Source organism: Flavobacterium sp. JLP (genome assembly GCF_015350755.1).
Classification (GTDB): domain Bacteria; phylum Bacteroidota; class Bacteroidia; order Flavobacteriales; family Flavobacteriaceae; genus Flavobacterium.
Genome location: NZ_JADKPS010000005.1, coordinates 136,989 through 156,354, shown reverse-complemented (window position 1 = coordinate 156,354; position 19,366 = coordinate 136,989). Strand labels below are relative to the sequence as shown.

11 protein-coding genes are annotated in these 19,366 nt (G+C 33.8%); 4 read left to right on the top strand and 7 right to left on the bottom strand.

Annotated elements, in window-relative coordinates:
• The first annotated feature begins 2 nt into the window (after positions 1-2).
• The 4 genes from IRZ83_RS13775 to IRZ83_RS13760 all read left to right on the top strand — a co-directional run bounded on the left by IRZ83_RS13775 (position 3) and on the right by IRZ83_RS13760 (position 5,838).
• Entirely contained in the window at positions 3-2,285 is a 2,283-nt protein-coding gene (locus IRZ83_RS13775; protein ID WP_194569578.1) for a GH92 family glycosyl hydrolase, read from the top strand.
• A 5-nt stretch (positions 2,286-2,290) separates the two neighbouring features.
• Positions 2,291-3,751, top strand: coding sequence for a glycoside hydrolase family 125 protein (locus IRZ83_RS13770; RefSeq protein ID WP_194569576.1), 1,461 nt, complete (start codon positions 2,291-2,293; stop codon positions 3,749-3,751).
• Positions 3,752-3,827: 76 nt separating this feature from the next.
• Entirely contained in the window at positions 3,828-4,730 is a 903-nt protein-coding gene (locus IRZ83_RS13765) for an ROK family protein (RefSeq protein WP_194569574.1), read from the top strand.
• A 106-nt stretch (positions 4,731-4,836) separates the two neighbouring features.
• A complete protein-coding gene (locus IRZ83_RS13760) occupies positions 4,837-5,838 on the top strand; it encodes an isoaspartyl peptidase/L-asparaginase family protein (RefSeq protein ID WP_194569572.1) in 1,002 nt (333 codons plus the stop codon).
• Positions 5,839-5,972: 134 nt separating this feature from the next.
• On the opposite strand, the gene IRZ83_RS13755 is transcribed toward IRZ83_RS13760, so the two are convergent.
• The 7 genes from IRZ83_RS13755 to IRZ83_RS13725 form a co-directional block, all read right to left on the bottom strand.
• A complete protein-coding gene (locus IRZ83_RS13755) occupies positions 5,973-8,792 on the bottom strand; it encodes a M16 family metallopeptidase (protein WP_194569570.1) in 2,820 nt (939 codons plus the stop codon).
• A gap of 11 nt (positions 8,793-8,803) precedes the next feature.
• The gene (locus tag IRZ83_RS13750) at positions 8,804-11,065 is read right to left on the bottom strand and encodes a Gldg family protein (protein ID WP_194569568.1); all 2,262 of its coding nucleotides are present in this window, start codon (positions 11,063-11,065) and stop codon (positions 8,804-8,806) included.
• Between the two features lie 10 nt (positions 11,066-11,075).
• Positions 11,076-12,023, bottom strand: coding sequence for an ABC transporter ATP-binding protein (locus tag IRZ83_RS13745; protein WP_194569566.1), 948 nt, complete (start codon positions 12,021-12,023; stop codon positions 11,076-11,078).
• 68 nt (positions 12,024-12,091) lie between these two features.
• Positions 12,092-13,456 carry a RagB/SusD family nutrient uptake outer membrane protein gene (locus IRZ83_RS13740; protein WP_194569564.1) on the bottom strand — a complete coding sequence of 455 codons (1,365 nt, stop codon included), beginning with the start codon at positions 13,454-13,456 and terminating at the stop codon, positions 12,092-12,094.
• A gap of 11 nt (positions 13,457-13,467) precedes the next feature.
• Complete coding sequence (locus IRZ83_RS13735; RefSeq protein WP_194569562.1) at positions 13,468-16,788, bottom strand: TonB-dependent receptor; 3,321 nt, start codon at positions 16,786-16,788, stop codon at positions 13,468-13,470.
• Positions 16,789-17,002: 214 nt separating this feature from the next.
• Complete coding sequence (locus IRZ83_RS13730; RefSeq protein WP_194569560.1) at positions 17,003-18,046, bottom strand: FecR family protein; 1,044 nt, start codon at positions 18,044-18,046, stop codon at positions 17,003-17,005.
• Between the two features lie 172 nt (positions 18,047-18,218).
• The gene (locus IRZ83_RS13725; RefSeq protein ID WP_194569557.1) at positions 18,219-18,839 is read right to left on the bottom strand and encodes an RNA polymerase sigma factor; all 621 of its coding nucleotides are present in this window, start codon (positions 18,837-18,839) and stop codon (positions 18,219-18,221) included.
• Between the last annotated feature and the right edge of the window lie 527 nt (positions 18,840-19,366).

The window sequence follows — 19,366 nt, the reverse complement described above, 5'->3', positions numbered from 1 at the left end:
ACATGAAAATAAAGAGTTTAATTTTTTTAGGAATAATGCAGTGTTGCGTTTTCGTAAATGCACAAGTCAAAACTTTAGATCCTGTAGAATATGTGAATCCGTTAATGGGAACACAATCTTTGCACAGTCTTTCTAACGGAAATACTTATCCAGCGATTTGCCGACCTTGGGGAATGAATTTCTGGACACCGCAAACCGGTAAAATGGGAGACGGATGGGCTTATATTTATACTGCCGAAAAAATTAGAGGATTTAAGCAAACGCATCAGCCATCGCCGTGGATGAACGATTACGGTCAGTTTTCGATTATGCCGGTAACGGGTAAATTGGCTTTCGCGGAAGCGGACCGAGCAAGCTGGTTCAGTCATAAAGCCGAAGTTTCAAAACCATATTACTATAGCGTTTATCTGGCTGATTATGATGTAACAACAGAAATTACAGCGACAGAAAGAGCGGCGCATTTTCAAATTACATTTCCTGAAAATGAACAATCTTCTATAGTGATTGATGCTTTTGACAAAGGTTCTTACGTGAAAATAATTCCATCAGAAAATAAAATCATTGGTTATACAACACGAAATAGCGGAGGAGTTCCAACGAATTTCAAAAACTATTTTGTACTGATTTTTGATAAACCTTTTGCCTCAAATTCTACGTGGAATGACAAAGGTTTAGAAAAAGATAAATTAGAATTACAAGACAATCACGCAGGTGCTGTTGTTGGTTTTAAAACCAAAAAAGGCGAAATTATAAATGTAAAAGTAGCTTCTTCATTTATAAGTCCGGAACAGGCAGAACTAAATTTGAAAGAATTAGGAAATGCTTCTTTCAAGGAAACTGTTGCAGCATCAAAAGCAGAATGGAATAAAGTATTAGGAAAACTGGCTGCCGAAGGTGGAAGCGAAGACCAATTAAAAACGTTTTATTCTTGTCTATACCGCGCAACTTGTTTCCCACAAAAGCAATATGAAATAAATGCCAAAGGAGAAACAGTACATTATAGTCCGTACAACGGAAGTGTTTTGCCGGGATATATGTATGCGGGAACCGGTTTTTGGGATACTTTTAGAGCCTTATATCCGTTGCTGAATTTGGTTTATCCTTCTACTAATAAAGAAATGCAGGAAGGTTTGATTAATGATTATAAAGAAGGCGGATTTTTGCCGGAATGGTCGAGTCCGGGTTTTAGAAATGTAATGGTCGGGAACAATTCAGCTTCAGTAGTTTCTGAGGCTTATATAAAAGGTTTGCGCGGTTACGATATCAATACTTTATACGATGCCTTAGTTCATGGTGCCAATAATGAAGGTCCGCTAGATGCTGTTGGAAGAACAGGAGTTTCCTATTACAATACTTTAGGTTATGTTCCTTACGATGTAAAAATCAATGAAAATGCAGCACGAACATTAGAATATGCTTATGACGATTTTGCCATTTGGAAATTAGCCAAAGCTTTAAATCGTCCTAAAAAAGAAATCAGTTTATACGAAAAGCGAATGATGAATTATAAAAATCTTTATAATCCTGAAATTGGTTTTATGAGCGGTAGAAATAAAGACGGAAGTTTTCCAAAAAATTTCAATCCGTTAAAATGGGGAGATGCTTTTACAGAAGGAAATGCCATGCATTACAGCTGGAGCGTATTTCATGATGTTCAGGGTTTGATTGATTTAATGGGCGGACAGAAAAATTTTACAGCTAAACTAGATGCCGTTTTTACAACTCCACCCGTTTTTGATGATACGTATTACGGATCTGTAATTCATGAAATTCGCGAAATGCAGATCATGAATATGGGACAATACGCGCACGGAAACCAGCCCATTCAGCACATGATTTATTTATACAATTATGCAGGCGAACCTTGGAAAACTCAATATTGGTCGAGAGAAGTAATGAATCGTTTATACAAACCAACTCCAGACGGTTATTGCGGCGATGAAGATAATGGACAGACTTCGGCTTGGTATATTTTCTCTGCTATGGGATTTTATCCGGTTTGTCCGGCAACAGACGAATACGTTTTGGGTGCACCGTTATTTAAAAAAATTACTTTACAATTAGAAAATGGAAAACAATTGATTATCAATGCTCCAAAAAATTCTGAAACCAACAAATATGTGCAGGATTTAAAATGGAATAATTTGGCTTTCTCTAAAAATTATATCAATCATTTTGATGTATTAAAGGGCGGTGAATTAAATTTTGATATGAGCAGCGATCCTAATTTACAAAGAGGAACAGCTAAAAGCGCTTTTCCATATTCTTATTCAACTTCAAAATAAATACGATGAATTCACGTAGAAAATTTATAAAAAATACTGGAATTTTTTCAGCTGGATTATTGGCTATTCAAACCGATGTTTTTGCAATGCAATCAGATAGTTTCAATTTTGCGCTTAAAGATTTTATCAGCAAAAGACCTCCTTTAAAAGAAAGAAAATTTACAAGTCCAGCGATTGAAGCCGCAATTGTCCGAATTAAAAAACAAATCGCGAATCCTGAATTGGCTTGGCTGTTTGAAAACTGTTTTCCAAATACTTTAGATACAACTGTTGATTTTGAAATTATCGACGGAAAACCAGATACTTATGTAATCACCGGCGATATTGATGCGATGTGGCTGCGCGACAGTACAGCTCAAATCTGGCCTTATATTCCGTTTGTAAAAGAAGATAAAAAACTGGCAGAATTAGTAAAAGGTGTTATCAACCGTCAAGCGAAATGTATCTTGCTCGATCCGTATGCAAATGCTTTTTATAAAGATTTTACAAAAGTAAGCGAGTGGAAAAATGACATAACTAAAATGCAGCCCGGAATTCACGAACGAAAATGGGAGATTGACAGTTTGTGTTATCCTGTGCGATTGGCGCACGGCTACTGGGCGGCAACAGGTGATATCAGTTTGTTCGACAGCAAGTGGAAAGAAGCTATGCTTTTGGTTTTACAGACTTTTAAAGAACAGCAACGCTGGAACGATAAAGGCCCGTACAGCTTTCAAAGAACAACAGCCTGGGCTACTGATGGCGTGCCGTTAGGCGGTTACGGATATCCGGTAAAACCGTGTGGCTTAATTGTTTCGACTTTTAGGCCAAGTGATGACAGTACTTTATTTGGGTATTTAATTCCGAGTAATATGTTTGCCATTGAAGTTTTAGGTTACTTGATCGAAATCTTCTCTTTGCCAGCTCTTTTAGACAAAGATTTAGTAGCTAAAGCAAAAGAATTAAAAGATCAGGTTCAGAAAGGTTTAGAAGAAAACGGAATCATCGAACATCCAAAATTCGGAAAAATTATTGCTTTTGAAGTAAACGGATACGGAAGTTTCCATATGATGGATGATGCCAATGTTCCGTCTTTATTATCATTGCCATATTTAGGTGCTATTGAACCAGATAATCAGCTTTATTTGAATACCAGAAAAGTGGTACTTTCAGAAAATAATCCGTTTTTCTATAAAGGAAAAGCAGGGGAAGGAATTGGCGGTCCACATACAGGAGTCGATACGATTTGGCCAATGAGTATTGTTTTGAGAGCGATTACAAGTGTTGATGAAAAAGAGATTAAAATGTGCATCAGCAATTTGATCAAAACAAATGCGGATACCGGTTTTATGCACGAATCATTTCATAAAGATGATGTTGCGAAGTTTACCAGAAAATGGTTTGCTTGGGCAAATACACTTTTTGGCGAAATGATTGTTCATACAAGCATTAAGTATCCTGAAATATTAAAAGACAAGAATATCTAAAATAAAATACTAGCCATTAAAAGATTAAGAAGTCAGAAACTTCATTTCTTAATGGTTCAATTCAAAAAAATACAGAATGAATAAAGAATATGCAGTAGGAATAGACATTGGAGGAACACACATTACCACAGCAATTATAGATATTATAAACATGCAAGTAATCGACCCTTCATTGCATAAAGAATTTTTTGATTCGAATATGCCAGTTGAAGCAGTAATGTCTATTTGGGAAAAATCGATTCGAACTTCGGTAAAAAATTCGGAAGTTGAAGAAATAAAAGGTTTGGCTGTCTGCATGCCTGGACCGTTTGATTATGCTAACGGACTTTGCTGGATAAAAGATCAATCTAAATATGAGCATTTTTACGGTTTAAATGTTCGTTATTTAATTCAAGGCACACTTAATCTTTCAAGCGAATTTCCAATTCTTTTTGAAAACGATGCAGTTTGTTTTGGAAAAGGAGAAGTGCATAAAGATGCTGCAAATCTTTCTAAAAAAGTAATGGCAATTACACTCGGAACTGGACTTGGAGCTTGTTTCATAGACAATGGAATTTCTATTTCTTCGGGAGAATTAGTCCCTGCAGACGGCGAAATTTATAATATTCCTTTTAAAGAAAGTATTGCTGAAGATTATGTTTCAGCGCGAGGTCTTTTACACCGCTACAAAAAGTTGACAGGCCAAAATCTAAATGACGGATTAGAACTTTTTAATTTGGCTTTAGCCGAAGATGAATATGCTAAAAAGGCCTTTGAAGAAATGGGAGAAGATTTAGCGTCAATCGTAATTCCTTGGTTAGAAAAATTTGGCGCTGACAGTTTTATTATTGGTGGAAAAATAGCCAACGCCAGCGAATTTTTTCTGCCGAGTTTCAATAAAAAAATCAAAGAAGCAGGAATGGATATCAAGATTTCTGTTTCTACAGATAATGAAGCGGCGGCATTATTAGGTGCGGCAAGTATGCTTTATAAAGCATAGTTTTTTTTAAATTTACTAAGGTTTAAATTGTTTAACGTAATATAAAATTATATTACAATTCTTTATATGTTGTTACATTACTTATGGTTTTAAATTTTATCTAATTATGGCAAACTCAAATCGTAGAAATTTTATAAAAACAACGGCAATAGCTTCTGTAGCTGTGGCGTTGCAATCTTTCAACAGAAATTCAGAAGATGAAAAAATAGTGGTTTCTAAAAAAGGAAAGAAACCTATTGTACTTTCTACTTGGAGATTTGGAATTCAGGCAAATGAAGCCGCATGGGAAGTTCTAAATAAAAAAGGAACTGCATTAGATGCGGTAGAAGCAGGAGTTAAAATTCCGGAAGGCGATCCAAAAGAAAGAAGCGTAGGTTATGGCGGACGTCCCGACAGAGATGGCCGTGTAACCCTTGACGCTTGTATTATGGATCAAAATGCTAATATTGGCTCAGTGGCTTGTCTTGAATTTATTAAACATCCAATTTCAGTTGCAAGAGCTGTAATGGAAAAAACACCTCACGTTATGCTGGTTGGTGATGGAGCTTTGCAATTTGCATTGGAACAAGGTTTTAAGAAAGAAAATTTACTAGTCGAAGAATCTGAAAAAGAATGGAAAGAATGGCTGAAAGACAGTAAATACAAACCTATTGCTAATATAGAAAATCACGATACAATTGGTATGATTGCGTTAGACGCTAACGGAAATCTTTCAGGGGCGTGTACGACAAGCGGTATGGCTTTTAAAATGCACGGCCGTGTGGGTGATTCGCCAATTATTGGAGCTGGTTTGTATGTTGATAATGAAATTGGCGCAGCAACAGCAACAGGTCATGGTGAAGAAGTAATCAGGATTGCTGGCTGTCATTTGGTTGTAGAATTAATGCGTCAGGGAAAATCGCCTCAAAAAGCGTGTGAAGAAGCAGTTGCCCGAATTGTAAAATTGACCAAAAACAGAAACAAAGAATTAAAAGATATTCAAGTCGGATTTATTGCTTTAAATAAAGAGGGGGAATACGGATCGTACTGTGTTCAGGGAGGTTTTAATTACGCCGTTTATGATGACACAGGAAATCGATTAATTGATGCCGATTTTTTTCTAAAATAAAAATTTAAAAATATAAAAAAAACAGCGATTTAAGAGATCGCTGTTTTTTTATGACTCCATTATAATAACCAAAAAAGGCTGTCTGGCAATGACAACCTTTAATGACTAATAAAATAAAAATGTAGACTAAAGTATTATTTTCCTGAAGAATTCTCCGGATTCATAATAACTTCGACGCTACTAGAACTATCCAAGACGTGCTTACTTAACTGCTGAATAGTTTTTTGATCAATTTTAGAAATTAAATTTTTATATGCATCATCCGTCGAAAACGGAATCTGATTTAAACTGCTGTTGTAAATAGTTGAAATCCAGAAAGAATTTGTTTTTATTGATTCTTCTCTATTTTTTAAAAGTGCTTTTTTAATGTCTTCTAAATCATTAACATTGATTGGATTCGATTTTAAATCGTTTAATTCTTTCCATACAATCTGCATTAATTTTTCCTGTTTTTCAGGATTGCAGTCAAAAGTCAAGGCAAGATCAAAATTCGATTTCGGAATCAGTTCTAGATTTCCGGCAACATTTACGCCGTAACTGCCTCCTTCTTCTTCTCTAATTGTCTGTAGAAAACGTTTTGACAGCAATTCGCCAATGATGTACATTCCAACTGCATTTTCTTTGCTGTATTCCATTTCCCCTTTCAAATGAAGGTAAACAGTTGATTTAGCTACTTCCATCGGACGTTTAAAATGAACAACTGTTTTACCCTTTGCAGGTTCAATATTATAATCGATAAAAGTTTCTTTTGACAAAGAATCAGATTTTATATTTCCGACATATTTTTGAATCAGTCCTAATCCTGATTCTGGAATATTTCCAACAAAAACAAAAGTAAAAGCAGCGGCATTTTTAATTCGGTCACGGTATATATTTTCTGCTTTTTTCAAATCAATCGTTTCAAGGAATTTTTCGTTGAAGATAAAAGTCCGAGGATTGTGATTTGAATTTGCCAAATCAATAGTGTCTTTAAAAGCGCTTCCGTTATCTTTTTTAATGTTTTCCAAGCGATTTTTATACTGCTCTTTTAAAATGTTAAAAATAGTAGGATCAAAACGTGGCGATTCAAAAGAAAGATAAAGCAATTGCAGCATGGTTTCTAAATCAGCTTTATTCGAACTTCCCTGAAATCCCTGTGTAAATTCTCCGATAAATGGAGAAGCCTGTGCTACTTTACCGGTAAGGTTTTCTTTTAATCCAATATTATCAAAATTGCCAAGTCCAGACGATTTTGCAATTGTTGTCGCAATTTCGGCAGAAGTTAAATCTTCTGTTTTCACCAAAGATTTACCGCCTTTAGAAAAAGCAGAAAAAACAATCTGATCTTGAGAATAAGTCGTTGGAAGAATAATGATATTGGCACCATTTTCTAACGTGTAACCTTTTGCTTCTGTAATTCCCGGTACATCAAATGTTTTTTTAACAGCAACAGGTTTTAGTTCTTTTTCTACTAAAGGTGCGTTGTTTTCTTTTTTAGTGTAAGGTTCTAAATTCATGCTTTCAACCTTTTTGATCACCTGAACAACGGCATCTTTATTCGGAAAATTATTCTGATCCTGATCTGATCCAGTTACCAAAACGATCTGATTTGTTGGTTTTTGAATGGTTTTCGCATAAGCGTTTAATTCTTCCAAAGAAATACTTTTTATGATGCCTACAATTAATTTATAATCATCTTCTGCTTTTAAAAAAGGCTTTGCTTTTAAGAAATAATTCGTCAATTTATCTGCCCAAGTATCGTTATCAACTTTGTCTTTATTATTTATAAAATCATCGTAAGAACTGATAAAAAGCTTTTTTGTTCGGTCTAATTCGGCTTGTATGGCACCAAAACGTTTCAAGCGTTCGGTTTCAGTATAAGCTTCTTCAAAAGATTCTAAAGTCTTTCCTTTTTTGGCTAAGGCCGAAATATTAAACGAAGTATTTAATCTTGAAATAGGTTCTAAATAACTTTTAAAATTCAAGCTTGAACCTTTATTTTTTAAGATAAGTTCTTTGAAACGATTATTTAAAATACTGGTATAGAAAGAATTCATTACATTTTTACGTGTAACGATACTGTCTTTTACCAAAGGTTCATCGAGAATATATTGCAATGTAATTGTTGTTGACGAAGCTTCTTTGTCAGTTGCGGTTCCAAAATACAATTCGTCATGTTTTGGAATTTTTGCATAGGTTCTTGCAGCTGCTTTTTTTGCAAGGGGAATTCCAGAAAAAATTGCTTTTATTTTTTGCTCTATTACTTTAACATCAACATCTCCAACCACAATTACAGCTTGTAAATCTGGACGGTACCACTTTTTGTAATAATTTCTAAGTTCAGGATATTTGAAATTATTGATGATATTTAGATCACCAATAACATCTCTTTTGCTGTATTTAGAACCTTTGTATAACACTTGATCTGTCTGCATTTTTAGACGAAACCCGCTTGTTCTTCGCGTTCTCCATTCTTCACGAATTACGCCTCTTTCTGCATCAATTTCTTCATTTGTCAAAGAAAGAGAACCAGACCAATCATGTAAAACCCAAAGTGTAGAATCGATCAACTTTTCATTGGTTACCGGAACAGAACTTATGTTGTAAACTGTCTCGTCCTGAGCTGTATAAGCGTTAATGTCTTTTCCAAAACTTACTCCATTTTTTTCCAGCATTTTAATAATTCCTTTTCCTTTAAAATGCTCAGTGCCGTTAAAAGCCATATGTTCTAAAAAGTGAGCCAATCCGTTTTGATTATCTTCTTCTAAAATAGCTCCAACATTTTGAACAAAGTAAAAACTTGCACGATCTTTAGGCTCTTCGTTATTAAGGATGTAATACGTTAATCCGTTTTTAAGTTTGCCGGTGGTCACGTTTTTATTTAACGGAAGCGTAGTTTTAAATTGAGAAAATGCTCCTTGAAAGGAGAGGAGCATGATCCCAATTACTATATTTTTTTTAGTTGTATTGTGCATTTTTTTATTTTTTATCGTCTGTTTCTTCTGATCAATATAAAAGCACCGCCTAATATAATCAAAATAGGAAATAACCCTATGAACAGTAGCTTACTAATGAAAACTTGATTAGCATTTACTGCAATATGATTGTCGGTATTTTCTGGACGTGTTGTGTCAATTGGAAATTGATAATTGCTGAACCAAGTAAAAATATCTGTAACAAACTGAAATGTTCCTGAGCCGCCTCGGCTTAACTCGGCATTACCCATAAAATCAGCATCACCTGAAACAATTATTTTTTGAGATTTTCCGTTGATGTTTCTCGTCAATGCGACTGCAAGAGGCATTTCTGAAAAAGAAGACTGCTTTTTCAAATCTGCTGAAATAGTGTTAATTCCGGTTGGAGATTCCCACGCTGGTTGTTTATTTGTTTTTAATAATGGTGTTACTGTAAAACCAGCATTTTTAGCTGTTTTAATACCGCTGCTTCCTAAAAATGGAATAGGATTTTTAGTTTTATTTAATTTTATAACAGCTGAATCGATACTTTGGGCAAATTCAGTTACCAAATAATCTGGTGAATTATCTCCGCTTTCCTGAACTAAAGATTGTCTTGTAAAGCTAAGTCCCAATTTATCTGTAACAGCTGTCAAAGTTGAATTTGTTTCAGGTTCAGCTAATAACATTAAGTTTTTTCCTTGGTCGATGTATTTGTTGATTCTGTCGATTGCACCTTGGCTTAGCTGTGTTTTTGGATCTGCAATAATTAAAATAGTTGTTTGGTCCGGAATATTTTGTGCATTAATATCTACAGACGAAACATCGAACCCTTGATTGATCAGAGAATATCTGAAAGAAACTTCATTAAAACCTGTTTTGTAATTTTTGTCTCCATTTTTGTCAACGCTTCTTTCCATGTTTCCCGTCACAAATACAATTTTGGGCGGTGATACAACCAAACGTTTTAACGCAGCAGAAATTTCTTTTTCCATGGGAATTTTAAACATGTCGTCAAACATTCTTAAAAAAGTTTTTTTTCCGTTGTATTCAACCGTTCGGACTACTCTGTTTTGTTCTGGTTTCAGATCTATAATTTTGCTTATTTCGGCTGGGCTGTATAATTTTTTAAGCTTTAAATTTTGTGTTTCAACCATTTTTTGAGCAAGCTGTTTGTCATTTAATCCCGGATTTTGAGCATATAAAGCAGCATTGTTAGAAGTATCATAATAATACACATATTCCATTTCCATTTGAGGCAAAAAGCGAGAATATTTTTCAAAACTTGAAATGTCCTGATTCTGAGAATAAGGCATTACCATGTAATAATTTATATCTAATAAATTAACATAGGTTGTTATTTTTATTGGACCATCTATCTTATCTACAACATCAAGACTGTTTTTTGTCAAAGTTCTGCTTTTAGTTTTCGTCATATCAAAGTATACTGATAATGGCGCTCTTGACGTAATGTAGCCCAATGATAAAACAACAATTACTAATACAGTATATTTTAGAACTCTAGTAGAAGTTGTTTGTGCGTCTCTTCCGGTTTGTAATTTATAGATACTTAAAACAATAAAAAGACTGCTTACTAAAACAAAATAAAATACGTCTTTGCTTACAATAAGACCTTCTATCATTTCATTGGCGCGACCGGAGATAGAAAGGAAATATGTAATATCTTTTACATATTCGACTCCTTGCCACAATTTACCAATGAAATTTAAACCAGCTAAAACTACTAAAGTACTTATGGCAGCTACGACCTGATAAGAAGTCAGACATGACATAAAAAGGCCAATAGCCGCATAAGTACATACCAGTAAATACAAGCCAATTAGACCCGATAGAACAAATTTGATATCTAAATTATCAATAGAAAAATAAGCTACACCTGCAAGTATGCCTAATATTGCAATGAATAATAGGCAATAACTTGCAATAGCTAGAAATTTACCCAGAACTATATCTTTTATCTTTATTGGGGAAGAAAGCAAAAGTTTGATAGATCCGCTGTTAATTTCACGGCTTATAAGTCCCATTGTTAACAGCGGCACATATAAGTATAAATAATTTTGCATTTCTGTAAAAAGGCCGCTGAAACCAGAAAACAGAATTTGTGATAAATTGTCCATATGCTGGCCTATTTTTTGTCCTTTTTCAAATCGTTCGAGCGTGTCAAAGAATTTCCAGCTTGACTGGATTGAAAATATTACTAAAACAACCCACGCAACGGGCGAATAAAACATGGTATTGAGTTCTGTTTTAGCTATTCTGTATATTGTTTTCATTTTTATATTTTTAAGAAGTAGGAGAATTTTTAGAGGGAGCTTTTTTAGATAATTGTGCGAAAATTTCATCCAGAGATACTTTTTCGAATTGAATTTCGCGCAGTTTCCAATTGTTATTTACGCTTAGCGAAACAATTTTTTCGGCAATTTCTTGAGTTCCGGTAAAAGTAATCTGCACTTTTTTTGGAGTAAGAAAAACAGCAGCTGTAACTTCAGCAATATCAGTTAAAGCAGTAAGGACAGGCGGATTTTCAAAACTTGCTGTCAGTTTATCTGCTTCGATATAATTATTGAAAGCATCAAGTGTATCGGCAAAAACCATGTGTCCGTTTTCAATCATTCTGATATCTTGGCAAGTTGCCTGAACTTCAGATAAAATATGAGAAGAAAAAATAACGGCTTTATCTTTTGATATTTTTTTGATTAATTTTCTAACTTCTAAAATCTGGTTGGGGTCAAGTCCGTTGGTTGGTTCATCTAAAACTACTAATTTAGGTTCGTGAATAATAGCTTGAGCAATACCTACACGTTGTCTGTAACCTCCAGATAAGTTGCGAATTAATCGGTTGCTGAAATGTGAAATACCGCATTGTTCTTTGGCCTTCTCTAAAGCATTTTTTAAATCTTCTTTTTTTACATGTCTTAATTCTGCGCAATGAATCAAATATTCATCTACTGTTAAGTCTAAATGCAAAGGCGGTGTCTGCGGTAAAAATCCAATTAATTTTTTAGCTTCAACAGGGTTTTCTTTTAGATTAATTCCATCAATAAAAATATTGCCGCTGGTCTGGTTTAATACGCCGCAAAGGATATTCATTGTAGTTGATTTTCCCGCTCCGTTAGATCCTAAAAGACCTAGAATTTTGTTTTCTTTAATTTCAAAACTTATATTTTGTATTGCCCAATCCTTACTGTATTGATGTGACAAATCCTCAACTCTTACAATTGTTGTTTCCATAGTGAATTTTAAAACCTCAAGAATGCTTTTCAATGAAAAACATTCTTGGGTATTTATTTTAATATTATTTAATATCCTGAATTTTGAGTCAAAAAGGGATTAGAGCGAATAGCCGTTTCAGGTATCGGGAAAAGGCTGTCTGCAGAAGTCCATGTTTTTCCTGCAGTTGCACCCAATACTTGGTCTATTGTTCCGGTTCTTTTAAGATCGAACCATCTGTGGCCAAACTCTGCAAAAAGTTCGCGTTCTCTTTCTAAAGCAATTAAAGCTAATAATTGCGTAGGATCTGTCAGGGTAGTTGAAGGCAATAAAGCTCTATTGCGAATCACATTAATATCTTGCTGTGCTCCTGTAATATCATTTGATTTTACTCTGGCTTCTGCTCTTATCAAATAAAGTTCTGCCAATCGAATAACAGTTGAACGTTCTACAGGAGTTGTTACATAAGCATTTTTATATTTTCGAGGTGCTAAATATAGGACTCCGTCACTTGCCGCAACACTAATTGTCCAGTTTGTTTTTCTGGCATCTCCTGTTTCAAAAAGTGTATTTCCTTTTCGAAGCAAATAAGTTCCTGCTGTAGAAAATAATGCAGCACCTTCATACGAATACGCTGTTGTAAAATAAGGTATTTGCCAGATTGCTTCGTTATTATCAGCAATAAACGGACTGTTAACTGAAGTTAATCCAGTAATCATTTTATAAGTCGCAGTTTGACTGATTACTGCACTTGCGTGAGTAGAAGCTTCTGTCCATTTTCCTAAATAAAGATTTACTCTTGCCAATAAAGCTTCTGCTGCCCATTTTGTAGCTCTAATACGCTGTGAACTGTAATTGCTGTAATTAACAGGAAGGTCATTAGAAGCATCTGTTAAATCAATAACAATCTGGTTGTATATTTCAGCTTGAGTGTTTCTCGGCGCTAAAGAAGTTTGATCTACATTTGTGGTTAAAACCAAAGGTACATCTCCCCAAATATTAGTCATATAAAAATAGCAGTAGGCTCTTAAAAACTTTGCTTCAGCAATCCAACGCGGTGTTTTGCTTGCTGTTAGTGTTTTGCTTTCGCTTATTCCTTCTATAACGCTGTTTGCATTAAATATGGTTTTGTAAAAGCTTGTCCACATTGCGCCAGTATCTCCATCATTTACAGGGATTTCGTTTGAGGTATAAACATTTGCAAGCTGTGTTTTTAGAATAAGTTCGTCTGAAGTCTGTCCAAAATCAGCGTGCAGCGAACCGTAAAAAGCATAAGTTACCATACTGTTGTAAATTCCGTTTACAGCAGCTTCTGCAGTAGGATCAGACGCATAAATAGTTACAGAAGATAACTCGTTGCTTGGAAGATCAACTTCAAGCATATCATCACAGCCCGTTAATCCTATCAAAAGAAAAAACGAAAATATATAAGTGTATTTAGTATTGTTTTTCATGTCTTTTAGATTTAAAATGTAAACTGAGTTCCAAGTGTGATCGTACGCAACGGAGGCAAATTTAAACCTTGCGTTTCAGGATCAAATCCTTTGTATTTTGTAAAAGTTACTAAGTTTTGTCCTTGAAGTGAAAGACGTATATTCTGTATGAATTTTTGCGTGCTTTGGTCTAACGGAATGTTATAAGTAGCGCTTACATTTTTAAGTTTAATATAAGAAGCATCTACAATTGTTGCCGTAGAACCTGCATAGTTAGAGAAACTAGCTTGGTAAGCAGAACTCAATACATTTCCTTGAGCTATATAATCATTGTATTCATCTACTTGATAATTTGCTAAACCATAAGGATATCCCGGCTGTATGGCGATAGACGAAAGCAGGCTTCTTCCTTCCTGTTTAACAAATTGAAATAAAAAGTCAAGAGAAAATGCTTTATATGAAATCGAGTTTGAGATTCCACCATAATATTTAGGATAAGACGGACCATAATATTTTCTGTCTCCATTTCCTGTCTGAGCAAATCCTGTTGAAATTTTTCCGTCTCCGTTCGCATCTTCAAACTGTGCTATTCCTGCTGCGTTTACGCCTGTGAAATTGTATAAATATCTGCTGCTTAACGGATTTCCAACTACATAAGTTGTGTAATAACTAGAAGTTTCTATACCTGGAAATGACAATAATTTATTCGAGTTTTTAGAAATGTTGAATGAAGTTGTCCAGCTTAGGTTTTTCGTACGAATATTAGTTGTTCCTAATGTAAATTCCACTCCTTTATTTTCAACTTCAGCATTTAAATTGGCTTGATAAGAAGTAAATCCAGCTTGGGGGCTCAAAGTTGCGCTTACCAATTGATTTCCAGAAACGTTTCTGTAATATGCCGCACTGAATGAAATACGATCGTTAAGGAAACTTAAGTCAATTGCAGCTTCAAATTTCTTAGTAACTTCCCATTGAAAATTTGGATTAGCAATTCTAGTTGCAGACATAGCAGAGTTTCCTATTCCATACGTTGAAGTACTGTAAGTGTTTGCATATCCGTAATCTCCAATAGCATCGCTTCCAACTTCTCCGTAGCTTGAACGAAGTTTACCAAAACTAAGCCAAGACCAAGAATCTCCTTTTAAGAAATTTTCTTCGGTAAAAATCCATGCACCTCCCACAGAACCAAAATTTCCGTAGCGGTTGTTGGCGCCAAAACGTGATGATCCATCTCTTCGATAATTTACATTCAGAATATATTTGTTTAAAATATTATAATTTACTCTGCTAAAAAGAGAAGCATATTTATATTCAGATGAACCATTGTAAATCGTTGCTGTCGTTGCAGTTCCTGTAATACCTATAAGATTGTCAGAGCTATACCCTGACGTATTTACATACGAAGGCATTTCAGATTTTCTGTTCTGCCAAGATCCACCTACTAAAGCCGTAAGATTACCTTTCCATAACGGAGTAGAATAATTTAATTGAGGATCAATACTAAAATTATTAGTATTATTAATTGAAACGGTGTACGATCTTGAAGTATTTAGCGAAATGTTATTGGCCGTATAATAAACATTATTCATTCCAGATGCCGGCAAAATTTGTTTTGACGTCATTTGCGCTCTTCCGTATCCTAAGTCTGTTTTAAAAGATAAGCCTTTTGCAATTTCAAACTGAACGCTGAAGCTTGTAATTAAATTGTTTCCTTTATCTTCAACTCTCCTGTCTAAAGCAGCAATTGGGTTTACATCGCTAAAATATGTTGGCGACCAATAATAGCTTCCGTCGGCATTGTAAATCGGGTGATTTGGAGCAGTATTAATAGCATAATTTGTAATATCGTAATAAGGCAATTTATTTTCATCAGTCGCAAATAATACTGAAGCTCCTAATTTCAGCTTTTTATTTAAAGTATAATGGTTGATATTAAAATTAGTAGAAAATTTATTATAACCAAAATCTCCCGGCAAAACAGTAGTTTCTTTATGGTAAGCACTGCTTAAAAGAAAATTGGTATTATCGCTGCCGCCTTTTAAACTTGCTGAAAAATCATTAAAATCAGCCGAACCGCCTATTAATTTCTGTTGCCAGTTTGTGTAAGCATTTTGGTCAAAAGCGGTTAAGGCGATGCCGTTACTAAAAGCACTTGGTGTCGCTTTGCCATTGGTTAATGCTGTTTGAAGCATGTTTAGATAAGTAGGAGTATCTAAAGTTTTTACCATATGTGCTACTTCTGAAATTCCAGAATTTGTATTTACAGTAAATACAGTTTTTCCAGATTCTCCTTTTTTAGTCGTAATAAGTACAACACCATTTGCACCTCTCGATCCGTAAATTGCAGTTGCATCTGCATCTTTAAGAATTTCGATGCTTTCGATATCATTTGGATTAATAATATTTAAAGGGCTGGTTGATTTTTGCGCGCCTCTAATTACTCGGTCTGATTGAACCTGCTCTTTGATATCGTCGCCGATATAAGGAACGCCATCAATTACATATAATGGCAAGTTGTCTCCTGCAATAGAGTTTGTACCACGAATACTGATATTCATATTGCTTCCTGCATAGCCAGAAGTCTGCGTTACAAAAACTCCAGGAGTTCTTCCCTGCAAACTCTGAAGAATGTTTGTTATAGGCTGTTTTTCAATATCTTCAGCAGTAATTTTTACAACAGATCCTGTAGAAGTTCTTTTTGTAGTTGTTCCGTATCCAATAATTACAACCTCATCTAATTTTGCTAAATCGGGCTGCATTTTGATTGTTATTGAAGTTTGATTTTCAACCGTAACTTCTTGGGTTTTATATCCAATATAAGATACTTTTAAGACATGTTTTCCTTTCGGCAAATTAATATAAAACTGTCCGTCAAAATCAGATATTCCTTGTTTGTTGCCACCAACAAGCGCAACGCTTACGCCGGGCAAAGGCAATCCGTTTTCATCTAAAATTTTACCAACAAGCGAATAATCAACTTCATTTGAATTTTCTGTTTTTGAAACTGTTGGAGCAGTTTTAGCAACTTCTTTTTTGTAAATCACAACATTTTTATCTACTTGTTTGTAGACCAAATTAGTGCCTTGAAGTACAGCGTCTAAGATATCACTAACAGTTCTGCGTCCTCTTGGTGTAGTAATTTTAGGAAAATCTTTTATGATTTGCGGCTGATAAGCAAACAGCAATCCAGTTTTATTTTCGATCGTTTTAAAAAGAGTCTTGATATCCTGATTATGAAGTTCAATATCTACAGATATAGATTCTAAATTCTGTCCGCTCATTTCGGTGGCAAAGACCATATGAGTACCACAGGTCAGTAAAAAGATGTGGAATAAGCTGATTCGCATGATCATAATTGTTTTTTTTGATAGGCGAAACAAAGAAGTGTTCTTTTCCCTATCAAACGTGGTTGTTTTACAGCGTAATTTCATAAATTTGCATGTTTTTTAATGGTTACTGGAATTAATTATTAAGAATCGTGGCCATCTGGTGTAGGAGCTAGATGGCTTTTTTTTTGTTTAGTTTATAGGCTAGTTTTTTTAGGTTAATATTTTTTATCTATTTTTATTATTCACAGCCGTTTCCTTTCAGAACAACTGCGCCATTTTCGGTATAACGATATTCAGTTTCGATAACGCTGCAGATTACTTTTAAGATGTGATCAAGATCTTCATCATTAAGAAAACTTGCCGTAATTCTGCAATTTTTAATTTTTTCGTTAGATAATGTAATTGGCACTTTATATTTTTGAGAAATAAGCGAAATTGCCTCTTCCATATTGATGTTGTCCAGAATTAAGTATTTGCTTTTCCATTCCATTACAATGACAGCATTCACTTGGTTTTGTTCGTATACAAGCGTATTTGTATTTACCTTAATCTGCTGATTAGGAGTAATTACGCCATATACTTTTTTAAGATCGCCAACCTGAACTTTACCGCGTTCTACAGTAACCTCAACTTCATCGGTATTGCTTTTGGCTTTAATATTAAATGCAGTTCCTAAAACTTGCGTTCTTACTTTTCCAGTATGAACGATAAAAGGTTTTTTCTCATTTCTTTGAATATCAAAATAAGCTTCTCCTGATAATGTCACTTCTCGAGTTTTAGTATCAAATTCATTTTGGTTGTATTCGATGCTGCTGTTGTCGTTTAAAAGTATGGTACTTCCATCTGGCAAATGTATAAGCTGTTTTCCGTGATACGCCAAAACTGGATTTACTTCTTCAGTCTCATTTCCTTTTGTTATAACAGGAACTGTTTTTTGGTTATAAACTAAAGCGTTTTTAACAGCAAAAAATATAAGAACAGTTGCTGCGATTGCAATTAAGGCACGTCTAATTTTTCTCGAATTTTCTTTTCTTGAAATCGGAATAACTTTAGTTTTTATATCAGATTCAGATTGCGAAAGGATAAATTGAAGGATATCGTCTCCCTTTTGTTTATCTAATTCCACATTATCGTTTTCTTTCAATAACAGCTGAATTTTTTCTTTTATGAAATCATCGTAAATTCCCTCTTGAACAATCTCCATCAGTTTTTTTTCTTCTGCCTCAGAGAGATTATTTTGAAGGTAATTTTCAAATAATTCTTCAAATACTTTTTTTTCCATTTATTTATAAATGTGAGTTAATACTAATTTATGGTAAGCTTGGGGCTTTATTTTTTGAAAGAGCCATATTAAATTTAGGGGTAACCTAAATAAATAATAATCTTTATTATAATGACGATTGAAAAATAGGGAGGGAGTAATCGAAAGTGAAAAAAATGTAAAAAAAATAAATTTAGGTATAGTTCTTTGCATATGGAAGAAGAATATAAAGCATCAAAAACAAAAGAATCGACATAAACATATTCATGTAAGGCGAAATTTTATGACGCACAAATTTTAATGCCAACGCCATATGTTTTTTTACCGTTTCTGTAGAAATTCCTAAATCTTCTCCAATTTTTTGGTGACTTAGTCCATCCCACTTGGCCATTTTGTAAATTTTTTGCTGTTGAAAAGGAAGCTGTTCTACAATTTGATTTAAAATAACATTATACTGATCGTCTTTTATAATCGTATCAGTATCGTTTGAAGAAGTATTAATGTGTTCAATTTCAGAAATTAAGGAAGTTTCTCTAGCTATTTTTTTAATCATATCGAAAATATGATTTCGAGATACAATAAAAAGATAATTTTCGATGCTGGCTATTTCGGCAAGGTTTTCATGATTTTGCCAAATTTTTAAAAATACATCTTGTACAGCTTCTTCTGCCAAAATTTTAGATTTTGTAATTTTTAAAGCTGTTGAAAAAACAATGTTTTTATATTGATTGTACAATTGTGTAAACGCCAGCTCGCTCCCTTGAGATAATTCATAGAGAAGTTTATTTTGCTCTGAACTGGAATTAATTGACATACTATAAACGTTTTATTCAATTTAGCAATATTATTTATTTTTTTTGAGACTTCAACAATAACTATCTATCAACAACTTCAGAAATGCTATTTTGATAATTTATGACTCTGATTATTGGAGTATTTAAAAAATAACTATTGTAATATTAAATAAGATTTAAATTGTGATTAACTCTGTTTTAAGTTTACATTATTGAATTGTAAGTTAACTCTTGTTTTAGTTGAGAAAAACAACAAGTTAGAGTTTTAAATTAATCGTTTTTTGAAGGATATTTATAAAATGATTCAAGTTTTTTATCTCTGACATTGTAATTTAAAAATGATTTAGAATCTAATTTACATTTGAAAGTTAATAAGATGAACAGTTTATTTAATAATACTTAATTGTTCAGTGATTTAATTTATTGATATTAAGTCTATAAAGTTCTTTTAAGATTTTATTTTTAAAATTTTAAAAAAAAAACTTTTTTAAACTATACTAATTCTGTAGAATTTGTATATATTTGCATCAGCAAAGAAAATTTTGCA

What these genes read in the sequence shown, in the direction of transcription:
- IRZ83_RS13745 (WP_194569566.1), bottom strand. Translation starts at nt 12,023, where the DNA reads ATGGAAACAACAATTGTAAGAGTTGAGGATTTGTCACATCAATACAGT.
- IRZ83_RS13755 (WP_194569570.1), bottom strand. Translation starts at nt 8,792, where the DNA reads ATGCACAATACAACTAAAAAAAATATAGTAATTGGGATCATGCTCCTC.
- IRZ83_RS13735 (WP_194569562.1), bottom strand. Translation starts at nt 16,788, where the DNA reads ATGATCATGCGAATCAGCTTATTCCACATCTTTTTACTGACCTGTGGT.
- IRZ83_RS13725 (WP_194569557.1), bottom strand. Translation starts at nt 18,839, where the DNA reads ATGTCAATTAATTCCAGTTCAGAGCAAAATAAACTTCTCTATGAATTA.
- IRZ83_RS13770 (WP_194569576.1), top strand. Translation starts at nt 2,291, where the DNA reads ATGAATTCACGTAGAAAATTTATAAAAAATACTGGAATTTTTTCAGCT.
- IRZ83_RS13740 (WP_194569564.1), bottom strand. Translation starts at nt 13,456, where the DNA reads ATGAAAAACAATACTAAATACACTTATATATTTTCGTTTTTTCTTTTG.
- IRZ83_RS13760 (WP_194569572.1), top strand. Translation starts at nt 4,837, where the DNA reads ATGGCAAACTCAAATCGTAGAAATTTTATAAAAACAACGGCAATAGCT.
- IRZ83_RS13765 (WP_194569574.1), top strand. Translation starts at nt 3,828, where the DNA reads ATGAATAAAGAATATGCAGTAGGAATAGACATTGGAGGAACACACATT.
- IRZ83_RS13750 (WP_194569568.1), bottom strand. Translation starts at nt 11,065, where the DNA reads ATGAAAACAATATACAGAATAGCTAAAACAGAACTCAATACCATGTTT.
- IRZ83_RS13730 (WP_194569560.1), bottom strand. Translation starts at nt 18,046, where the DNA reads ATGGAAAAAAAAGTATTTGAAGAATTATTTGAAAATTACCTTCAAAAT.
- IRZ83_RS13775 (WP_194569578.1), top strand. Translation starts at nt 3, where the DNA reads ATGAAAATAAAGAGTTTAATTTTTTTAGGAATAATGCAGTGTTGCGTT.